This window comes from Streptomyces sp. NPDC001373, assembly GCF_042895815.1.
In the GTDB taxonomy this organism is placed as follows: Bacteria; Actinomycetota; Actinomycetes; order Streptomycetales; family Streptomycetaceae; genus Streptomyces.
The window spans coordinates 338829-356297 of record NZ_JBIAWQ010000005.1 but is presented as its reverse complement, the minus strand read 5'-3'; the positions used below and the strand labels follow the sequence as shown (position 1 = coordinate 356297).

The window sequence follows — 17469 nt, the reverse complement described above, 5'->3', positions numbered from 1 at the left end:
ATGACGAAGCAGACGGAACGCAGGAAGGCCCTGGTCCTCGGGGCGGGCATCGGCGGCCTCACCGCCGCGATCGCGCTGCGCGAGGCGGGCCTGGACGTCGAGGTCCACGAGCGGGCGGGCGAGTTGCGTGCCGCGGGCTCGGGCCTGTCCGTGATGAGCAACGCCGTCGGGGCCCTGAACTCGCTGGGCGTGGGCATCGACCTGGAGAAGCGCGGCGAGGCCCTGCGCTCGTACCGGGTGAAGACGGCCTCGGGCCGGCTGATCCGGGAGTTCCCCTTCCCGGAGATCATCGGCCGGCTGGGGGTGCCGAGCGTCCTGATCACCCGGGCCGACCTCCAGCAGTCGCTGCTGGAGGCCGCGGAGGGCATTCCGGTCCGGCTGGGCGCGGCCGCGACCGGGTTCGAGTCCGAGGGACTGCCGGGCGGCGGGGTGCGGGTCGCCTTCGACGACGGGAGCACCGCCGAGGGCGACGTGCTGATCGGGGCCGACGGCTTCCACTCGGTCGTGCGCAGACAGCTGGTGGGCCCCGAGGACTCGCAGGACAGCGGCTACATCTGCTGGCTGGCGGTCGTGCCGTTCTCCCACCCCCGGTTCACCCCGGGCTCGGTCACCCACTTCTGGGGCAGCGGCAAGCGCTTCGGCCTCGTCGACATGGGGGCCGGGCGGCTGTACTGGTGGGGGACGAAGAACATGCCCGCCGAGCTCTCCCAGGACTGGAAGGGCGGCAAGGCGGAGATCCTGCACAGCTACGCCGGCTGGGCCGACGAGGTGCGGCAGGCGATCCTCGCCACCCCCGAGGAGTCGATCATCGCGGTGCCCTCCCGGGACCGCGCCTTCCTGGAGCGGTGGGGCCGGGGCCCGGTGACCCTGCTGGGCGACGCCGCGCACCCGATGCTGACCAGCCTCGGCCAGGGGTCGGGCATGGCCATCGAGGACGCCGTGGTCCTCGGCCGGGCCCTGCGCGGTGCGGGCGACCTGCCGCGCGCGCTGCGCCGGTACGAGGACGAGCGCCGCGAGCGGACCCGGGGCATGGTCGCCGCCTCGCGCGGCATCAGCACCTTCGAGCAGTCCGAGGACCCGTTCCGGCGGCCGGTGCGGGACGCCTACTTCCGGTTCATGCCGGAACGCCGGCTCACGCGCACGCTGGAGGACGCCCTCACCTTCCCGGCGGTGGCCGGATGACCGCCGCCGGATCCCCCGGCTCCGCCCAGTCCCCCGGTGCCGCCGGATCTCCCGGTGCCGCCGAGTCCCCGAGGAGGAAGTTCGTGCCGTCCGTCCCGCAGCGCCCCGCCCTGTCCCCGCGCGGCCGGTCCGTGCTGGTCACCGGCGCCTCCTCGGGCCTCGGCCGGGTCTGCGCGCTCCGGCTGGCCGACGCGGGCTTCCGGGTCTTCGCGGGGGTCCGCAGGGAGCCCGACGGGGCCGCGCTCGCCGGGGCCGGCGGCGGGTCCGGCCGGATCCTGCCCGTACGGGTCGACGTGACCGACGAGAAGTCGGTGGCCGCGGCGGCCGAACGGGTCGCGGCCGAGACCGGGGACGCGGGCCTGTGGGGGCTCGTGAACAACGCCGGGATCTGCGTGTCGGCGCCGCTGGAGTGCGTCTCGCCGGAGCGGCTGCGCGCGCAGCTGGACACCAACGTGGTGGGGCAGCTGGCCGTCACCCAGGCGTTCCTGCCGCTGCTGCGGCGCACCCGCGGCCGGGTGGTCAACGTGACCTCGGGCCTGGGCAGCGTGGCGATCCCCTTCCTCGGGGCGTACGCGGCGGCCCAGTTCGCCAAGGAGGCGCTGACCGACGTGCTGCGCCGCGAGCTGGCCCCGCAGGGGGTGGACGTCGCCCTCGTACAGCCGGGCGCCATCATGACGCCGATCTGGGGCAAGGTCTCCGGGGTGGCGCGGGACGCGATGGACGGGGTCCCCGGACCGGTGGCCGAGCTGTACCGGATCCCCTTCGGCCGGTTCCTGCACCGGAACGAGAGGCAGGCGCGGGAGAGCACCACCCGGCCGGAGGACTTCGCGGAGACGGTACGGGTGGCCCTCACGGCCCGGCGGCCCAGGACCCGCTACCGGGTCGGGGCGGACGCCCGCAGGGTGAGCGTGCTGGCCCGGGTGCTGCCCGACGCGGCGCTCGACCGGTACCTGCGGCCGATCACCGAGTAGAACCCGCCAGTCGGCGGGCCCGCCGGGGAGGGGCGACTGACGCTATCGAGCCAGTTTGCGGCTGATAGTCGTGAGTTGTCGGGCAATATGGCCATCATCACGTTTTGCTCTCCCTCCCCGGCGGGCGGGCCCAAAGGGCCTCGTCCGGCCGGTGACGCGCACCCGGCAGGAGCGCCGGCAGGGCCCCGAACACGTCCGATCCGCCTCGGAATCGTGTGAACGGCCCGTCAATTCCTCTCATGACCGGACTCCGACGTGGGTCCGAAAGTGCCGATTTATCGTGATCGCCAGGAGTCTCCGCGTTCCACGGTTCGCACTCGGACCGACCCCCCACCCGTTCGACAAGGATGAGGACCATGGCGCACACCGTGCCCCTGCCCGTTCCCGGAACCCACGCCGAACCCTCCGCCCCGGCCCTGTTCGCCGCCCGCCACGCCGACACCCTGGACAAGGCCCGCGAGACCGTCCGCACCCGCGCGCACTGGTCCCCGTACTCCGAGGACCCCGAGGACCCCCACGCCTACGGCCCGGGCGCCCGGGAGGCCGGCGAGGCCGCGTTCCGCGCGCTCCTCGGCAGGGAGTTCACCCTCGGCCAGCCCGGCCGGGACGGCACCGTCGGCCCCGCCCCGGAGGCCGGCGGCGAGCGCTCCCCGTACGGGGGCCTCCTGGAGGTCTCCTACCCGCACTGCGACCCCGACGTCCTGCTCCCCACCATGGAGGCCGCCCTGCCGGTCTGGCGCGACGCAGGCCCCCACGTCCGGGCGGCGGTGTGCGCCGAGATCCTGCACCGCGTCAACACCCGCAGCTCCGAGTTCGCCCACGCCGCCGTGCACACCAGCGGCCACAACTTCCTGATGGCGTTCCACGCCGGCGCCGTGCACGCCCAGGACCGCGGTCTGGAGGCGGTGGCCCGCGCCCTGGAGGAGCAGACCCGGATGCCGGCCGCGGCGCTCTGGCGCAAACCCCTGGGGAACGGCCGGACCCTGACGCTCTCCAAGACCTTCACGGCGGTCCCCCGGGGCGTCTCCCTGGTCGTCGCCAACAGCGTCTTCCCCGCCTGGAACAGCTACCCGGCCCTCTTCGCCTCCCTGGCCACCGGCAACCCCGTCCTGGTCAAACCGCACCCGGCCGCCGTCCTGCCGCTGGCGCTCACCGTCCGCACCGCCCGCGAGGTGCTCACCGAAGCCGGGCTCCCCGCCGAACTGGTGTGCCTGGCCGCCGAGTACCCCGGCGAGGGACTGGCCCGCAGGCTGGCCGTCCGGCCCGAGGTGCGCCTGGTCGACTACGCGGGCGGCACGGCCTTCGGGACCTGGCTGGAGGACAACGCCCGGCAGGCGCGCGTGTTCACCTCCGGATCCGCGGTCAACAGCGTGCTCGTCGAGTCGACCCGCGACTACCGCGACATGCTCGCCAACCTCGCCTTCTCGGTCTCCCTCTACAGCGGACAGCTGTGCACCAGCCCGCAGAACCTGCTGATCCCGCGGGACGGGATCAGCACCGACGAGGGGCACCGCTCCTTCACCGAGGTCGTCGCCGACCTCGGCGGCGCCCTCGCCGGGCTGCTGGAGGACGACGCGCGGGCGAGCGGGATCCTGGGCGCACTGCTCGGACCCGCGGTCCTCGACCGGGTCGAACGGGTCGCCGCCGGAGCGGCCGGACCCGTCGCCGTGCCCTCCCGCGCGGTGCGCGACCCCCGCCACCCGGAGGCGGTCGTCCGCACCCCGGCCGTGGTGGCCCTCGACGCGGGCCGGGAGGCGGACCGGGCCGTGCTGCTGTCCGAATGGCAGGGCCCGGTGGTCCTCGCGGTGGCGGTGGACTCCGCCGCCGCCGGGGTGGAGCTCGTCGCCCGCACCACGCGCGAGTGCGGTGCGCTCTCCGTCGGCCTCTACTCCACCTCACCGGAGGTGGAGGCGGCGATGGAACGTGCCTGCGCGCAGGCCGGCGTGATGCTCTCGGCCAACCTGATGGGCGACTGGTACATCTCCCAGTCGGCCGTCTACTCCGACCTCCACGGCACGGGCCTGAACCCGTCCGGCAACGCCGTGTACTGCGACCCCGCGTTCGTGACCGCGCGCTTCCACACCGTCGGCGTGCGCCGCTACGGCGGTTCGATATGAACCGCACCCTCACCGAGCTGCCGTTGCGAGGGCGCGAGCGGGAGATGCGGACCGTCCGCGAGGTGCTCGACCACGGCCGCCGCACCGGGCGCGCCGTGCTGACGGTCGAGGGCATGCCGGGCATCGGCAAGACCCGGCTGCTGCGGGAGGCCGCCGCCCTCGCCGACGACCTGGGCTACGCCCGCCACCACCCCGACCCGTGGACGGAGCGGCTCCCCGCACGGCGCCGCGCCGCGGCGGCCCGGCACGGCCGGGGCCGGCCCGGCCGCTGCCCCGCCGCCGCCACCGGGCCCCTCCTCATCCTGGTCGACGACGCCCGGCCCGGCCAGGGCGCGTCGCCCCGCAGGCCCTACGCACCGCGCGAGCAGGCCGGCGCCGAGCGGCCCGTGGTCTGGCTGGTCGCCCACCGGCCGGGCGCGGGCCCCGTCCTGCCGTCCGGCCTGACGGGCCGCAGCGAGCGCCTCTCCCTCGGCCCGCTCAGCCCCTCCCACGCCCTGGACCTCGCCCGCGACCTGCTGGCCGCCGAGCCGGCGCCCGACCTGGTCCGCCTGCTGGACCAGGCCCGCGGGCACCCGCGGCTGCTGCTCGAACTGCTGGCCGGGCTGCGGGAGGAGGACTCCCTCGCGACCGTGGACGGAGAGGCCCGGCTGCTGACCAGCCGGCTGCCGGCGCGGCTGGCCCTGCGGACGCGGGCCACCCTGGAACGGTTCTCCCCCGAGTGCCGCCAACTGCTGCGCGTCGCGGCGGTCCTGGGGTGCGAGGTGGTCTACGAGGACGTCGCGCTGCTGCTGCGGACCTCGGTCTCGGCCCTGCTGCCGGTGCTGGAGGAGGTCACGGCCACCGGGGTCGTGCGCAACGAGGAGGGCCGGGCCGTCTTCGCCGGCCCGCTGCTGCGCCGCCTCGTCGCCGAGTCCGTCCCCGAGTCGCTGCGGCTCTCGCTCCAGCGGGAGGCGGCCGCCCTGCGCACCACGACCGGCCTCCACGCGGCTCCGCCCGCCGGACCCGAACTGAGCCGGCAGCAGAGGGAGCTGGTGGGGCTGGTCCGCGAGGGCCTCACCAACCAGCAGATCGCCCGGCGTCTGGCCCTGTCCCCGCACACCGTCAACTACCACCTGCGCAAGCTGTTCAAGGCCTACGGGGTGAGCTCGCGCATCGACCTGCTGACGGCGGCCGAACACCCGGACCCCGCGGGCCACGCGGCCCGCGCCCGCCAGAACTGACCGGGCACACCCCGCCGGCACGCACCACCCCGCCCCCTCCCCCACCGCATCCGCACACCGACCGTGGAGAGCCGCACCGTGAACGCCCCCGACCTTGTCCTCGCCGGCGCCTGGCCGCGCCCCGACACCCCCGCGCCGGCCCGGCGGACCGCCTGGCTCCGCGACGCCCTGGCCGCCGAACCCGACGACGGCCGCGCACCGCAGCTGCTGGACGAGGTCCGCTGCGACGTCCTCGTCGTGGGCGGTGGCTTCACCGGCCTGTGGACCGCCCTGGAGATCCTGCGGCGTGCCCCCGGCACAAACATCGTGCTGATCGAGGCCGACGTGTGCGGCGCCGGGGCCAGCGGGGCCAACGCCGGTTACCTGATGCCGATGTGGGCCCGGTTCAGCAGCCTGGTCACGATCGGCGGGTACGAGGAGGCGCTCCGTATCGGCGAGGCCTCCGCGCGGGCCGTCGACGAGATCCTCGACTTCGCCGAGAGCCACGGGATCGACATCGAGCACCGGCGCGGCCCGTGGCTGTGGGCGGCCTCCTCCCCCGCCCAGCGCGGGGCCTGGCTGCGGACACTGGAGGACCTGCGGCGGGCCGGGACCGGGCCGCTGCACGAGGTCTCCGAAGCGGAGTCGCGGCGCGCGGTCGGCACCCGCAACCACTTCGGCGGCGTCCTCGACCCGGGCTGCGCCACCCTGCAACCCGCGAAGCTGACCCGGGGGATGCGCCGGGTCGCGCTGGACGCCGGCGTCCGCATCCACGAACGCACCCCGCTGACCGCCCTGCGCAACGCGCCCGGCGGCGCCACCACCGCGCACACGCCCTACGGACGGGTGCGCGCGGGCCGGGTGGTCCTGGCCGTCAACGCCTGGGCAGGGCAACTGGAGGACCTCGGCCGCCGCATGGTGACCGTGGCCAGCGACACCGTCCTGACCCGGCCCGTCCCGGAGCGGCTCGCGGCCCTCGGCTGGGACGGCGGGACCTCGGTCTGCGACGCGCGGCGGAGGCTGAACTACTACCGCACGACCCCGGACGGCAGGCTGGTCTTCGGCAAGGGCGGATCCGGCGTGGCGTACGGGCAGGCGGGTGCCGACACCCTGTGGGGCGACCCCCTGCGCCCCGCCGAACTCCGGGCGCAGCTGGCCCGGCTCTTCCCCGAACTCGCCGACGCCCCCATGGACATGGCCTGGACCGCGCCGGTCGAGTACTCCACCACCTCGCTGCCCTTCGCCGGCTGGCTGAAGTCCGTACCCGGGGTCTGCTACGCCACCGGCTACTCGGGCGACGGTGTGGGCCCGTCCCGCCTGATGGCCAAGGTGCTGGCCTCCCTCGTCCTGGGCACGGCCGACGAGTGGTCCGGCTCCGCCTTCACCCGCCCCCCGGGCGGCTGGATCCCCCCGGAACCGGTCCGCTACCCGGGAGCCCGGCTGGTGATACCCGCCCTGCGGGCGGTGGAGCACCGTGAGGACCGCGGCCGCGGCGTCCCGTCCGCGGTCAAACGCCTCGCCTCCCTGGACCCCTCCGCCTTCCGCCGCTGACGCCGGGCACGTCCTTCCGGCCGGGAGGAACATCCCAGGCGGCGGAGTCCGGCGTTCCTCGTCCTCGCAGACCGTGCGGGCTTTCGCGGGCATGGAAACCGTCGACGTCAGCGAGTCCGGCCTCGCTTCCACGGACCGCTCGCTCCACTCGGTCAGGCCCTCGCCGGCGTCGGCCCCACCGCACTGCTCAACGCCTGGCACCGCTCGCCCCCGGCCGTGGGCGGCCGAACCGCGGTGAGCTGTCCTCCTCCAGCTGGTCGAGGAAGCCGGCGAGGGTGTCGGCTTGTGACCTCTAGCGCACCCTGGCCGGGTCAAGAAGCGTCGCAGGACCTGGAGACCGGTCCCCAACTGGTCCGATTGGGCGGGTGCGGAGGTTCCTTGTCGACCTGCCGCCTCTCGGCGGCGACATGGCCGTCACGGCCTGTGAAGCCGCCCTGGCGGACGGCGCCTGCGCCCGAGGTCGGCGAGCCCCGACGGCCGGCAGTGGTGGGCGCCGCGGCGCGCAGCCGCGGGGCCAGTACCGCGCGCAGCGCCGGGGTCAGGCTGTGACGGATCTCGGACGGGGTGAGGGCGGCAGGGGTGGGGAGGGGGTTGAGGTAGCGGGTGTAGATGAGGCCGCCGAGGATCGTCACCACGGCCGTGGCGCGGGCGGTCGCGTCCCGGCCGCCGAGAAATTCAACAAGCCGGGCCAGCAGCTCGCGTTCCAGGTATTCGCGGACCACCTCGGCGGCTTCGTCGCCCTGGATGGTGAGCTGCTGGAAGTCGGCGTCCTCCCACAGGCCGGTCACCGCGTCGATCAGGCGGTCGGGGAGGGTGGCCGGATCGCCGCCGAGGACGTCGTCCACCGCCAGCGCACTGGCGCACTGGAACTGCATCACGTCCGCGAACAGGCCCTTCTTCGAGCCGAAGTGGTACGCGATCAGCGCCGGGTCGACTCCGGCGGCCCCGGCCACCGCACGCAGGGTGGTGCCCCGGTAGCCGTGCTCCAGGAACAGCGAGCGGGCCGCCGAGACGATCGACTCACGGGTCGGCGGGTTGCCGCGGGGGCGGCCTCGGGGACGGGCGGGGGCAGGGACGGCGTTATTCATCGGCGTTGAGCCTGCGTTGAATGAGCAGCACAGTCAAGGGCGTTCCCGCTACCGCACGAAGGGATGACCCGACACCATGCGTATCGCAGTCTTCGGCGCCAACGGACCGACCGGCCGCTGCCTCACCGATCAGGCCCTGGCCGCCGGCCACGAGGTCGTCGCCGTGACCCGCAGACCCGGCTCCCTGTCCGCGCAGCCCGGCCTTGCCGTGGCCGTCGCAGACGCCACCGACCCGGCGGCTGTCGACGCCGCGATCGACGGCACGGACGCCGTCCTCTCCGCGCTGGGCGCGCGCTTCAGCAAGGAGACCATCACCACCTACTCCGCGAGCGCCGCCGTCATCACCGGGGCCATGGCCCGCCACGGCATCAAGCGGCTGCTCGCCGTCAGCTCCAGCATCGCTGACCCGAACTGGCGCCCTACCGGCGCGCATTTCTTCAACCATGTGCTCGACCCGCTGGTGAACCGACGCCTCGGCCGTACCCTCCACGAGGACATGCGCCGCATGGAGGCCGTGATCCGTCAGACGGGCCTCGACTGGACCTTCGTCCGGCCTTCGGGCCTGTTCGAACACCCCGTCGTCACGGACTACCACACTGCCGAGACGAGCGCCGACGGCGTCTTCACCGCCCGTGCCGACCTCGCCGCGAGCATGCTGCGCGAGATGACGGAGCGGCGGTACGTCCGTACGGCCATGGGCGTCATCACCACGGCCGTGAAGCCGAACATCGCCAAGCTGATCTGGAACGAGGGCGTGAAGAAGAAGTGAGTCGCCCCATCTTCCAATTTTCCGCCATCGCACGAGCGTTCCCCACCTCCCGCACACGGCCACCTCCACGCCGCTGTCGAGCAGGGACCCGAACGGCCCCTACCGTCGTCACGGAACGTTGGCGCAGCCTGGGAGAGTCGGCGTAGCCGTTACCTCAGCCGAAGGAGGCGGTCAGAGATGAACGCCGGGACCGGGGGCGATCCCGAGGAGACACGGGTGCTGGTCGTTGAAGACGACCGGGGCATCGCGGAGTCCTTGGTACGTGGCCTCCGGCAGGCCGGATACGAGGCCGAGGGTGTGCGGACCGGGCGGGCGGCGCTGTCGTCGCCCACGCCCGACGTCGTCCTGCTGGATCTTGGACTTCCGGACATCGACGGCGTCGAGGTGTGCCGGAGACTGCGGGCACGTTCGGACGCCGCGATCATCGCGGTGACCGCGCGGGGCGAGGAGGCCGACCGGGTGGTGGCCCTGGACGAGGGCGCCGACGACTACCTGGTCAAACCCTTCGGTCTTGCCGAGCTCCTTGCGCGGATCCGGGCCGTGCTGCGCCGTCGGCGTCCGGCTGAGCCGGAGCTCCTGCGGCACGGGCCGCTGACGGTCGACCTCCGTACCCGGCAGGTCTCGGTCGACGGACGTGCGGTGGCGCTGACGCCGAAGGAGTTCGGCATCCTGGAGTGTCTGGCTGCGGATCCTGGGCGGGTGGTGAGCCGCCAGCAGATTCTGGAGCGGGCCTGGGACGCCCACTGGTACGGCCCGACGAAGGTGCTGGACGTGCATGTGGCGGCGTTGCGTCGCAAGCTCGGCGTGCCGGGGCTGCTCGAGACGGTCTACGGGCAGGGGTTCCGGCTCGGGGCGGTCGAGGTGCCGCGGGAGCGGTCGTGACCCGGCGGATCACCTGGACGTTCCTTGTTCTCACGTCCGTGCTGCTGGTGCTGGCGGTCGTGCCGCTGGCGGTGTCGCTGACGGCGCGCGAGCGCGTCGCCTACCGCGACAGTCAGCGGTCGGCCACCCGGGTGATCGCGGCGGCGGCCGAGGAGCACCTCTCCGACAACAAGCCCGCGACCGTCCTGGAACAGGAGCTCGAGGCCGCCGCCCGGGCGGGGGACTGCGCGGCGGTGTACGACGCCTCCGGGCGCCTGGTGGCCGGTACCCCGTGCACGGCGGCCCAGGGCGAGGAGGCGGAGGAGCTCGTGGAAGACGTACTGGCCGGGCACGAGCCGGAGCCGCCGGAGAACGAGGGCCGGCTGCTCGCCGCGGAACCGGCCGGAGAGGCGCGCCGGCCCGCCGGCGCGGTCGTGCTGGCCCGCTCCGCCGGTCCACTGGACGCCCGCATCGCGGCGATCTGGGGCTGGTCCGCCGCGATCGGTGTCGCGGGTCTTGCGGCGTCCATGCTGCTGTCCGTCCGGCTCGCCCGCTGGGTCAGCCGTCCGCTGTCGACGCTGGACGCCAGCGCCCGGCGCTTGGGCGAGGGCGCCCTCGACGAGCGGGCCGAGGTCGGGGCCGGCCCGCCGGAGGTGCGCCGGCTGGCCGCCACCTTCAACACCATGGCCGCCCGCACGGAGGCCCTGGTCCACGGTCACCGGGCCGTGATCGCCGATGTGTCCCACCAGCTGCGCACGCCGCTGGCTGCGCTGCGGCTGCGCCTCGACGTGCTGGCCGCCGGGTCCGAGCCGGACACAGCGGTGGAGCTGGCCGCCGCGCAGGAGGAGATCGCGCGTCTGTCGCGGATGGTCGACGGACTTCTGGCGGTCGCGCGTGCTGAGCAGACGACACCGCGTCCGGCCGCGGTGCGGGTCGACGAGGTGGTCGCCGAACGGGTGGCGGCCTGGTCCCCGGTCGCCGAGGAGCACGGCGTCCGGCTGACCGCCGTGCCCGAGGGGCCTGCCCTGAGCGCCGCGCTGGGCGCGGGCCATCTGGAGCAGATCCTGGACAACCTGATCGCCAACGCCGTGGAGGCAGCGGAATCCGGCGGGAGCATCACCCTCGGCCACGGCACGGTACGGGGGCGGGCCCGGGTGTTCGTGCGGGACGACGGGCCCGGGATGACGGACGAGGCGAAGGCGGTCGCCTTCCGCCGGTTCGGCAACCCGCAGGCCCGGGGCACGGGCCTGGGTCTTGCCATCGTGCACCGGCTGGTCACCGTCAACGGCGGTACGGCCCAGCTGGAGGACACCCCCGGCGGCGGGCTGACCGCCGTACTGGATCTTCCGCTGTGGTCGGAGGGCGGGCACGAGCAGGGCGGGGCGTAGAGGGTTCCGGCGCGGAGATCTTTACCGGTTCTGAAGGAGACGTGAGCGAGTTCCCAGGTGCGGTGAGCACAGCCTGGAAGTGCACGCAGCCGATCCGGGCCGCCGATTCTCCAGGAGCGCTGCCATGGCCCCCTCGCCCGACGACTTCCGGCCGACACCCACACCCGTCGCCTCCCCGTACGCACGCGACCGCGGACTGCGCCGCAGCCGCCGCACCACCCGGTGGATCGCGGTCACGGCCGCCGCCGGCGCGGCGGCCCTGGGCGGCTTCTACACGCACCTGCTGCCGGGCGGTTCGGCCGCCTCCGCGCCCGCGAACGTACCGGCGAACGCACCGGTGCAGAATCCCGCGCCGTCGGCTTCCGCCACCGTGGGAAAGGACGACGAGGGGCGCGAGGAGCAGGACGGCGACAAGGACGACGTGGAGGACGCGGCTCCGGTCGCGCAGCCGGCTCCGCAGCCGCCGGCCCAGCCGGCCACCGTTACGCCACCGGCTCCGCAGCCCCCGGCCCAGCCGCCCGTCGCGACCCGGCAGCCGCCGCAGACCACGACGGGGGCATCATGAACGCTTACCCCTCGGCACCCGCTCCCGCCCGGATCGTCTTCCCGGCGCTGGGCACCACGGCCGCCCTGCTCGTCACCGACCCGGACGCCCTGCCCACCGCGGAAGCGGTGCTGCGCACCGAGCTGGCCGCCGTCGACCGTGCCTGCAGCCGCTTCCGGCCCGATTCGGAACTCAGCCGTGTGAACCTGAACGCGGGCCGTAAGACGGCGGTCAGCACGTACTTCGCCCAAGCTCTGGAAGCCGCGCTGCGGGCCGCCAGGCTCACTGACGGCGCGGTGGACCCGACGGTGGGCAGCGCGGTGACCGCGCTCGGCTACGACCGCACCTTCGCCTCCGTACGCCCCGACGACGCCCGCCCCGTGCCGGTGGGCCGGCCGGCACCCGGCTGGCGGCGGATCGTCTTCGATCCGGGTGCGCGCCGACTGCGCCTGCCTCCGGGCTCCCGCCTCGACCTCGGCGCCACCGCCAAGGCGCTGGCCGCCGATCGTGCCGCGCGCCAGGCCGCCGAAGCGACCGGCTGCGGGGTCCTGGTGAGCCTCGGGGGCGACCTGGCGACCGCCGGACCCTCACCCGAGGGCGGCTGGCGGATCGCGCTCGCCGACGACCACGCCCGGCCGGCGCCGGAAGGCGGTGCCGCCATCGCGGTGACCGGCGGGGCCCTGGCGACCTCGGGCATCCGGGTGCGCGCCTGGCGGCGCGACGGACGGATCTTGCACCACATCGTCGACCCGGCCACCGGGGAACCCGCCGCACCCGCGTGGCGCACGGTCACCATCGCGGCCGCCACCTGCGTGGACGCCAACGCCGTCAGCACGGCGGCGATCGTACTCGGCGAACGGGCGCCCGACTGGCTGCGCGGCACCTCCCTGCCGGCCCGGCTGACCGCCCTCGACGGCGCGGTGGTACGCCTCGGCGGCTGGCCGCCCGACTCGCACGCGCCCGCGCCGCCGGGATCGCGCAGCGCGGACGCCGGAGGCCCGCGATGACGACGGCCCTGGCACTGACCGGCAGCCCTCTCTGGTACGCGAGCCGTGCGGGCGGCACCCTCGCCCTTGTCCTGCTCACCGCCACGGTGGTGCTCGGCATCGCCTCCGGCGGACGGACCTCGCCCCGTCGCGTAGCCCGCTTCGAGATCGGGCTGCTGCACCGCAACCTGTCCCTGCTCACCCTGGTGTTCCTCGCCGTGCACGTGGCGACCGCGGTGCTCGATCCGTTCGTGCATCTGAGCTGGGCGGCGGCGGTGGTGCCGTACGGGGCGTCCTACCGGCCCCTGTGGCTCGGGCTCGGCACCGCGGGGCTCGACCTGCTGCTCGCGGTCCTCGTCACCAGCGCGCTGCGGCGCCGGCTGGGGGTGCGTCCCTGGAAGGCCGTGCACTGGCTCGCGTACGCCGCCTGGCCGCTGGCCCTCTTCCACAGCGCCGGGACCGGTACCGACACCCGGCTCCCGCTCCAGCTGTGGCTGTACGCCGGCTGCCTTGCGGCGGGGGTCGCCGCCGTGTGGTGGCGGCTGGCGAAGGCCGGTCCGGGGCATGTCGCCGGGCGTCTGACGGCCGCCATGGCCGTGGCCGCCGTCCCCGTGGTGCTCACCGCGTTCCTCGCCGCCGGGCCGCTCCAGCCGGGCTGGGCGCAGCGCGCCGCCGTGACGCCGACGGTCCTGATCGGAGGCGGACGATGAACACGCCGACAGACGCGACGACGGACGTGGCCCCGAACTCCTCGGCCCCCTCCCCGGCGCAGGACGTGCCCCGGCTCCTCTCCGGCTGGTATGCCACCGGTGCGCCGGCCACCCTCGCCGATCACCTGCGGCGCTACGGCCCGCCGGCTCCGGACACCCGTACGTCGCCGACGTCCGTGGTGGAGGCCGTCGAGGCGGCCGGGCTCACCGGACGCGGCGGTGCAGGGTTCCCCACGGCCCGCAAGCTGCGCGCGGTCGCGGAACGGGGCGGCCGGGCCGTGGTGGTCGTGAACGCGATGGAGAGCGAACCGGCGAGCCGCAAGGACGGGTTCCTGCTCGCCGTCGCACCTCATCTGGTCCTGGACGGCGCCGTGCTCGCTGCGAGGGCGGTCGGCGCCGACACCGTCCATGTGTGTCTGCCCCGCACCCGCGCCGTCCGGTCCGGGCAGCTGCGCTCGGCCCTGGACGAGCGGCGGCGCGCCCGTCTCGACCCGGTGCGGCTGCGCCTCCACGCTCTTCCGCACGCCTATGTCTCCAGTGAGTCGACGTCGCTGGTGCGCTGGCTCAACGGCGGCCCGGCGCGCCCGCAGGGCAGCCCGCCCCGTACCCACGAACGCGGTGTCGCCCGCCGCCCCACGCTGGTGGGCAACACCGAGACCTTCGCCCACCTGGCCCTGATCGCCCGCTACGGGCCGGACTGGTTCCGGCAGACGGGAACGGCGGACGAGCCCGGCACGCTGCTCGTCACCGTCTCCGGCGCGGTCGCGGCGCCGGGCGTCCTGGAGACCGCGTTCGGGACGCCACTCGACGTGATCCTGGACCGCGCCGGAGGCCGCACGGAGTCCCTGCAAGCGCTCCTGCTCGGCGGGTTCGGCGGCACCTGGCTTCCCGCCGAGCACCTCCAAGTGCCGCTCACCCGGCGCGACCTGGCCCCGCTGGGCGCCGCACCCGGCGCGGGCGTGCTGGTCGCCCTGCCCCGGGCGGCCTGCGGACTGTCCGAGACGGCGCGCATGCTCGCGTACCTCGCCGCCGACGGCGCCGGTCAGTGCGGCCCGTGCCGCTTCGGGCTGCCCGCCGTCGCCGAGGACTTCGCCGCACTGGCCGCCGGACGGGCCGACACGGACCTGCTGCGACGGCTGCGCCGGCGGGTCGGCCTGCTGCCGGACCGGGGCGCCTGCCGCCACCCCGACGGCGCCGCCCGCCTGGCCGCCTCCGCACTGCGCGCCTTCGCGGACGACGTCGAGCGCCACCTCACCCTGGGCGCCTGCGCCGCGACCCACCGGCCACAGCGGATCCCCGTACCGCCCGCCGTACCCCCGGAGACCTGGCGATGACCCCCGCGACTCGCGCCACGACCCTGCGTATCGACCGCATCGCCTGCACCGGACAGGGCCTGTGCGGGGAACTGCTGCCCGAACTGATCGACCTCGACGAATGGGGCTACCCGATAGTCAAGGACCGGTCCGTCCCCGACCACCTGCTCGCCCACGCCCATCGGGCCGCCGCGGCCTGCCCCCTGCTGGCGTTCCACCTCGATGCCGGCCGGACGTGACGGGCGTGCGCCGGGCCCGGCCGTCCGGCCCGGCAGAAGGACCGGACGGCCCCTGTCGCCGAGGTCACCACCACGATGGGATGGAGGGACCAAGCCCCGCGGTCGCCGCACCGCACGGATCGAGGTGCGCCATGAATCCCACCGCAGCAGGTCTGCGCCGCATCATGACGGCCATCACCTCCCTGCGGCTCGAACCGGTCCTCCTGGCCGTCACAGCGGCCGCGCTGGCCGGCGGCGGCATCGCCTGGCTCGTCGGCGCGCACGGCCTGTCGGACCTGTTGTGGGCTCTGGGCACCGTCGCCGCCATCGTGCCCGCCGTGGTGTGGGTGCTGACCGCGCTGCGCCGCGGACACGCGGGCGTGGACCTGATCGCCGTACTCGCGCTCGGCGGCACCCTGGCGGTGGGCGAGTACCTGGCCGGTGCGCTGATCGCCCTCATGCTCGCCACCGGCCGCACGCTCGAGGCCGCGGCCCAGCGGCGCGCCTCGCACGACCTGCGCGCCCTGCTGGAGCACGCGCCGCGCTCGGCGCGCCGCCGCACGGACTCCGGAGTGCTCACGGTCTCACTTGCGGAAGTCGCTGCCGGCGACCTGCTCGTCGTCGGCCCCGGCGAGGTCGTGCCGGTCGACGGCCGTGTGGAGAGCACGGCCGCCGTCCTGGACGAGTCGGTGCTCACCGGCGAGTCCCTCCAGGTCGAGCGGCCCCGGGGCGAGACGGTCCGCAGCGGCGTGGTCAACGCCGGTGGCGCCTTCGAACTGCGGGCCACCGCCACGGAGCAGGACAGCACGTATGCGGGGATCGTGCGCCTGGCCCGCCAGGCCGGTGCCGAGTCCGCCCCGGTCGTGCGGCTGGCCGACCGGTACGCGGCCTGGTTCCTGCCCCTGTCCCTCGCGGTGGCGGGACTGGCCTGGCTGATCAGCGGATCCGCCGTACGCGCGGTCGCCGTCCTCGTCGTCGCCACCCCGTGCCCCCTGCTGCTGGCCGCCCCCGTCGCCATCGTCTCGGGCCTCTCCCGCGCCTCACGCATCGGCGTGGTCATCCGCGACGGCGGCGCGCTGGAGAACCTCGGCCGCGCCCGTACCCTCCTGCTCGACAAAACCGGCACCCTCACCCGCGGCCGCCCCCGCGTCCTCGATGTCACCGCCGCCCCCGGCATCACCCCCTCGGAAGTGCTGCGCCTGGCCGCCTCGCTCGACCAGTACTCGCCACACGTCCTCGCCCAGGCCATCGTCGACACCGCCCGGGAACGCGGCCTCTCGCTCTCGGTCCCGACGGACGTCACCGAGGAGCCCGGCCGGGGCGCCACCGGCAGCGTGAACGGGCACCGGGTCGCCATCGGCCGCCTCGGCCCCGACGAAGCACGGCCCCCGTGGGCCAAGGCGGTCGACAACCGCGCGCTCCTCGACGGCGCGGCCGTGGCCTGGCTCACCGTCGACAGGCGGCTCACCGGTGCGGTCCTGCTGCGCGACCCGCTGCGTCACGACGCCCCGCGCACCCTGCGCCACCTGCGGGCGGCCGGCATCCAGCGGCTCCTGATGCTCACCGGCGATCGGGCGGCACCGGCCCACGAGGTCGCCGCCGTCCTCGGCCTCGACGGCGTGCTCGCCGAACTGAGCCCCGCAGGCAAGGTCGCCGCCGTACGCGACGAGCGTGAACGCGCGGTCACCGTCATGGTCGGCGACGGCGTCAACGACGCCCCCGCCCTCGCCACCGCCGACGTCGGCGTCGCCATGGGCTCCCGCGGTTCCACGGCCTCCTCGGAAGCCGCCGACATCGTCCTGACCACCGACCGCGTCGACCGCCTGGCCGACGCCGTTGCCATCGCCCAGCGCGCCCGCCGCATCGCCGTGCAGAGCGCTCTGGGCGGCATGGTCATGTCGCTGGCGGCCATGGCCGCGGCTGCCGCCGGTCTGCTCCCGCCCGCCGTCGGCGCACTGCTCCAGGAAGCCATCGACGCCGCCGTGATCCTCAACGCCCTGCGCGCCCTGCGCGTCGGCCAGGCCGCCCGTCCGGCCCTCACCCCCGCCGCCGAAGCCCTCATCCACCGCTTCGCGGCCGAACACGACGACCTGCGAGACGTCCTCGACTCCGTACGCGACGCCGCCGACCGGCTCTCCGACACCCCCGACCCGACGGCCCTGGCGGCCGTGGGGGAAACGCACCGGCTGCTGACAGAGCGCCTGCTGCCGCACGAGTACGCCGAGGAGCACCAGCTCTACCCGGCGCTCGCCCCCACCCTCGGAGGACCCGAGGCCACCGCCACCATGAGCCGCGCCCACACCGAGATCGAACGGCTCTCCCGCCGCATCGCCACCCACCTGCAACTCGCCCGCACGACCGGCGCACTGGCCCCCGAACAGGTCGAGGACCTGCGCTCCTGCCTCTACGGCCTGCACACCGTCCTGCGCCTGCACTTCACCCAGGAAGAAGAGAGCTACTTCTCCCTCGCACCATGACGCACGCCGGCTCTCTCCTCCTGCCCGGCGGGGACCGCGGCGGCGAAGCCGGTTGAAGTCGGCGAGTACGGCCGGCCTTGGTGTGCCGCCTCGCA

Annotated in this window: 14 protein-coding genes and 1 pseudogene; 14 read left to right on the top strand and 1 reads right to left on the bottom strand. The window is 75.0% G+C overall.

Annotation, left to right across the window (positions count from 1 at the left end):
- From ACFY15_RS14920 to ACFY15_RS14900, 5 genes are all read left to right on the top strand, one after another.
- Positions 1 to 1182: an FAD-dependent monooxygenase gene (locus ACFY15_RS14920; protein ID WP_390686875.1), complete on the top strand. Its 1182-nt coding sequence runs from the start codon at positions 1 to 3 to the stop codon at positions 1180 to 1182.
- Positions 1183 to 1265: 83 nt separating this feature from the next.
- Entirely contained in the window at positions 1266 to 2153 is an 888-nt protein-coding gene (locus tag ACFY15_RS14915; protein WP_390686874.1) for an SDR family NAD(P)-dependent oxidoreductase, read from the top strand.
- A gap of 356 nt (positions 2154 to 2509) precedes the next feature.
- Positions 2510 to 4270, top strand: coding sequence for a phenylacetic acid degradation protein PaaN (gene paaN / locus ACFY15_RS14910; RefSeq protein WP_390686873.1), 1761 nt, complete (start codon positions 2510 to 2512; stop codon positions 4268 to 4270).
- A complete protein-coding gene (locus ACFY15_RS14905) occupies positions 4267 to 5490 on the top strand; it encodes a LuxR C-terminal-related transcriptional regulator (RefSeq protein ID WP_390686872.1) in 1224 nt (407 codons plus the stop codon). Before paaN ends, ACFY15_RS14905 begins: the two co-directional genes overlap by 4 nt.
- Before the next feature lie 78 nt (positions 5491 to 5568).
- On the top strand, positions 5569 to 7020 hold the full coding sequence (locus ACFY15_RS14900; protein ID WP_390686871.1) for an FAD-dependent oxidoreductase: 1452 nt from the start codon (positions 5569 to 5571) through the stop codon (positions 7018 to 7020).
- A gap of 500 nt (positions 7021 to 7520) precedes the next feature.
- Here the strand turns inward: ACFY15_RS14900 and ACFY15_RS14895 are convergent.
- A pseudogene (locus ACFY15_RS14895) lies at positions 7521 to 8108 on the bottom strand (TetR family transcriptional regulator); the annotation flags it as partial.
- 76 nt (positions 8109 to 8184) lie between these two features.
- Between ACFY15_RS14895 and ACFY15_RS14890 the strand changes: the two are divergent.
- The 9 genes from ACFY15_RS14890 to ACFY15_RS14850 all read left to right on the top strand — a co-directional run bounded on the left by ACFY15_RS14890 (position 8185) and on the right by ACFY15_RS14850 (position 17374).
- On the top strand, positions 8185 to 8877 hold the full coding sequence (locus ACFY15_RS14890; RefSeq protein WP_390686870.1) for an NAD(P)-dependent oxidoreductase: 693 nt from the start codon (positions 8185 to 8187) through the stop codon (positions 8875 to 8877).
- 177 nt (positions 8878 to 9054) lie between these two features.
- A complete protein-coding gene (locus ACFY15_RS14885; RefSeq protein ID WP_390686869.1) occupies positions 9055 to 9759 on the top strand; it encodes a response regulator transcription factor in 705 nt (234 codons plus the stop codon).
- The gene (locus ACFY15_RS14880; protein ID WP_390686868.1) at positions 9756 to 11126 is read left to right on the top strand and encodes a sensor histidine kinase; all 1371 of its coding nucleotides are present in this window, start codon (positions 9756 to 9758) and stop codon (positions 11124 to 11126) included. The genes ACFY15_RS14885 and ACFY15_RS14880 overlap by 4 nt, the downstream gene beginning before the upstream one ends.
- 124 nt (positions 11127 to 11250) lie before the next feature.
- On the top strand, positions 11251 to 11691 hold the full coding sequence (locus tag ACFY15_RS14875; RefSeq protein ID WP_390686867.1) for a hypothetical protein: 441 nt from the start codon (positions 11251 to 11253) through the stop codon (positions 11689 to 11691).
- Positions 11688 to 12677 carry an FAD:protein FMN transferase gene (locus ACFY15_RS14870; RefSeq protein ID WP_390686866.1) on the top strand — a complete coding sequence of 330 codons (990 nt, stop codon included), beginning with the start codon at positions 11688 to 11690 and terminating at the stop codon, positions 12675 to 12677. Before ACFY15_RS14875 ends, ACFY15_RS14870 begins: the two co-directional genes overlap by 4 nt.
- Positions 12674 to 13366 (top strand): ferric reductase-like transmembrane domain-containing protein, encoded by a 693-nt coding sequence (locus tag ACFY15_RS14865; protein ID WP_390686865.1) that lies wholly within the window; start codon positions 12674 to 12676, stop codon positions 13364 to 13366. Before ACFY15_RS14870 ends, ACFY15_RS14865 begins: the two co-directional genes overlap by 4 nt.
- On the top strand, positions 13363 to 14700 hold the full coding sequence (locus tag ACFY15_RS14860) for an NADH-ubiquinone oxidoreductase-F iron-sulfur binding region domain-containing protein (RefSeq protein ID WP_390686864.1): 1338 nt from the start codon (positions 13363 to 13365) through the stop codon (positions 14698 to 14700). The genes ACFY15_RS14865 and ACFY15_RS14860 overlap by 4 nt, the downstream gene beginning before the upstream one ends.
- Positions 14697 to 14918, top strand: a complete 222-nt coding sequence (locus ACFY15_RS14855; RefSeq protein ID WP_390686863.1) for a ferredoxin — start codon at positions 14697 to 14699, stop codon at positions 14916 to 14918. Before ACFY15_RS14860 ends, ACFY15_RS14855 begins: the two co-directional genes overlap by 4 nt.
- A 131-nt stretch (positions 14919 to 15049) precedes the next feature.
- On the top strand, positions 15050 to 17374 hold the full coding sequence (locus tag ACFY15_RS14850) for a heavy metal translocating P-type ATPase (protein ID WP_390686862.1): 2325 nt from the start codon (positions 15050 to 15052) through the stop codon (positions 17372 to 17374).
- The last annotated feature ends 95 nt before the right edge of the window (positions 17375 to 17469 follow it).

What these genes read in the sequence shown, in the direction of transcription:
- ACFY15_RS14920 (WP_390686875.1), top strand. Translation starts at nt 1, where the DNA reads ATGACGAAGCAGACGGAACGCAGGAAGGCCCTGGTCCTCGGGGCGGGC.
- paaN (WP_390686873.1), top strand. Translation starts at nt 2,510, where the DNA reads ATGGCGCACACCGTGCCCCTGCCCGTTCCCGGAACCCACGCCGAACCC.
- ACFY15_RS14905 (WP_390686872.1), top strand. Translation starts at nt 4,267, where the DNA reads ATGAACCGCACCCTCACCGAGCTGCCGTTGCGAGGGCGCGAGCGGGAG.
- ACFY15_RS14890 (WP_390686870.1), top strand. Translation starts at nt 8,185, where the DNA reads ATGCGTATCGCAGTCTTCGGCGCCAACGGACCGACCGGCCGCTGCCTC.
- ACFY15_RS14885 (WP_390686869.1), top strand. Translation starts at nt 9,055, where the DNA reads ATGAACGCCGGGACCGGGGGCGATCCCGAGGAGACACGGGTGCTGGTC.
- ACFY15_RS14875 (WP_390686867.1), top strand. Translation starts at nt 11,251, where the DNA reads ATGGCCCCCTCGCCCGACGACTTCCGGCCGACACCCACACCCGTCGCC.
- ACFY15_RS14870 (WP_390686866.1), top strand. Translation starts at nt 11,688, where the DNA reads ATGAACGCTTACCCCTCGGCACCCGCTCCCGCCCGGATCGTCTTCCCG.
- ACFY15_RS14865 (WP_390686865.1), top strand. Translation starts at nt 12,674, where the DNA reads ATGACGACGGCCCTGGCACTGACCGGCAGCCCTCTCTGGTACGCGAGC.
- ACFY15_RS14860 (WP_390686864.1), top strand. Translation starts at nt 13,363, where the DNA reads ATGAACACGCCGACAGACGCGACGACGGACGTGGCCCCGAACTCCTCG.
- ACFY15_RS14855 (WP_390686863.1), top strand. Translation starts at nt 14,697, where the DNA reads ATGACCCCCGCGACTCGCGCCACGACCCTGCGTATCGACCGCATCGCC.
- ACFY15_RS14850 (WP_390686862.1), top strand. Translation starts at nt 15,050, where the DNA reads ATGAATCCCACCGCAGCAGGTCTGCGCCGCATCATGACGGCCATCACC.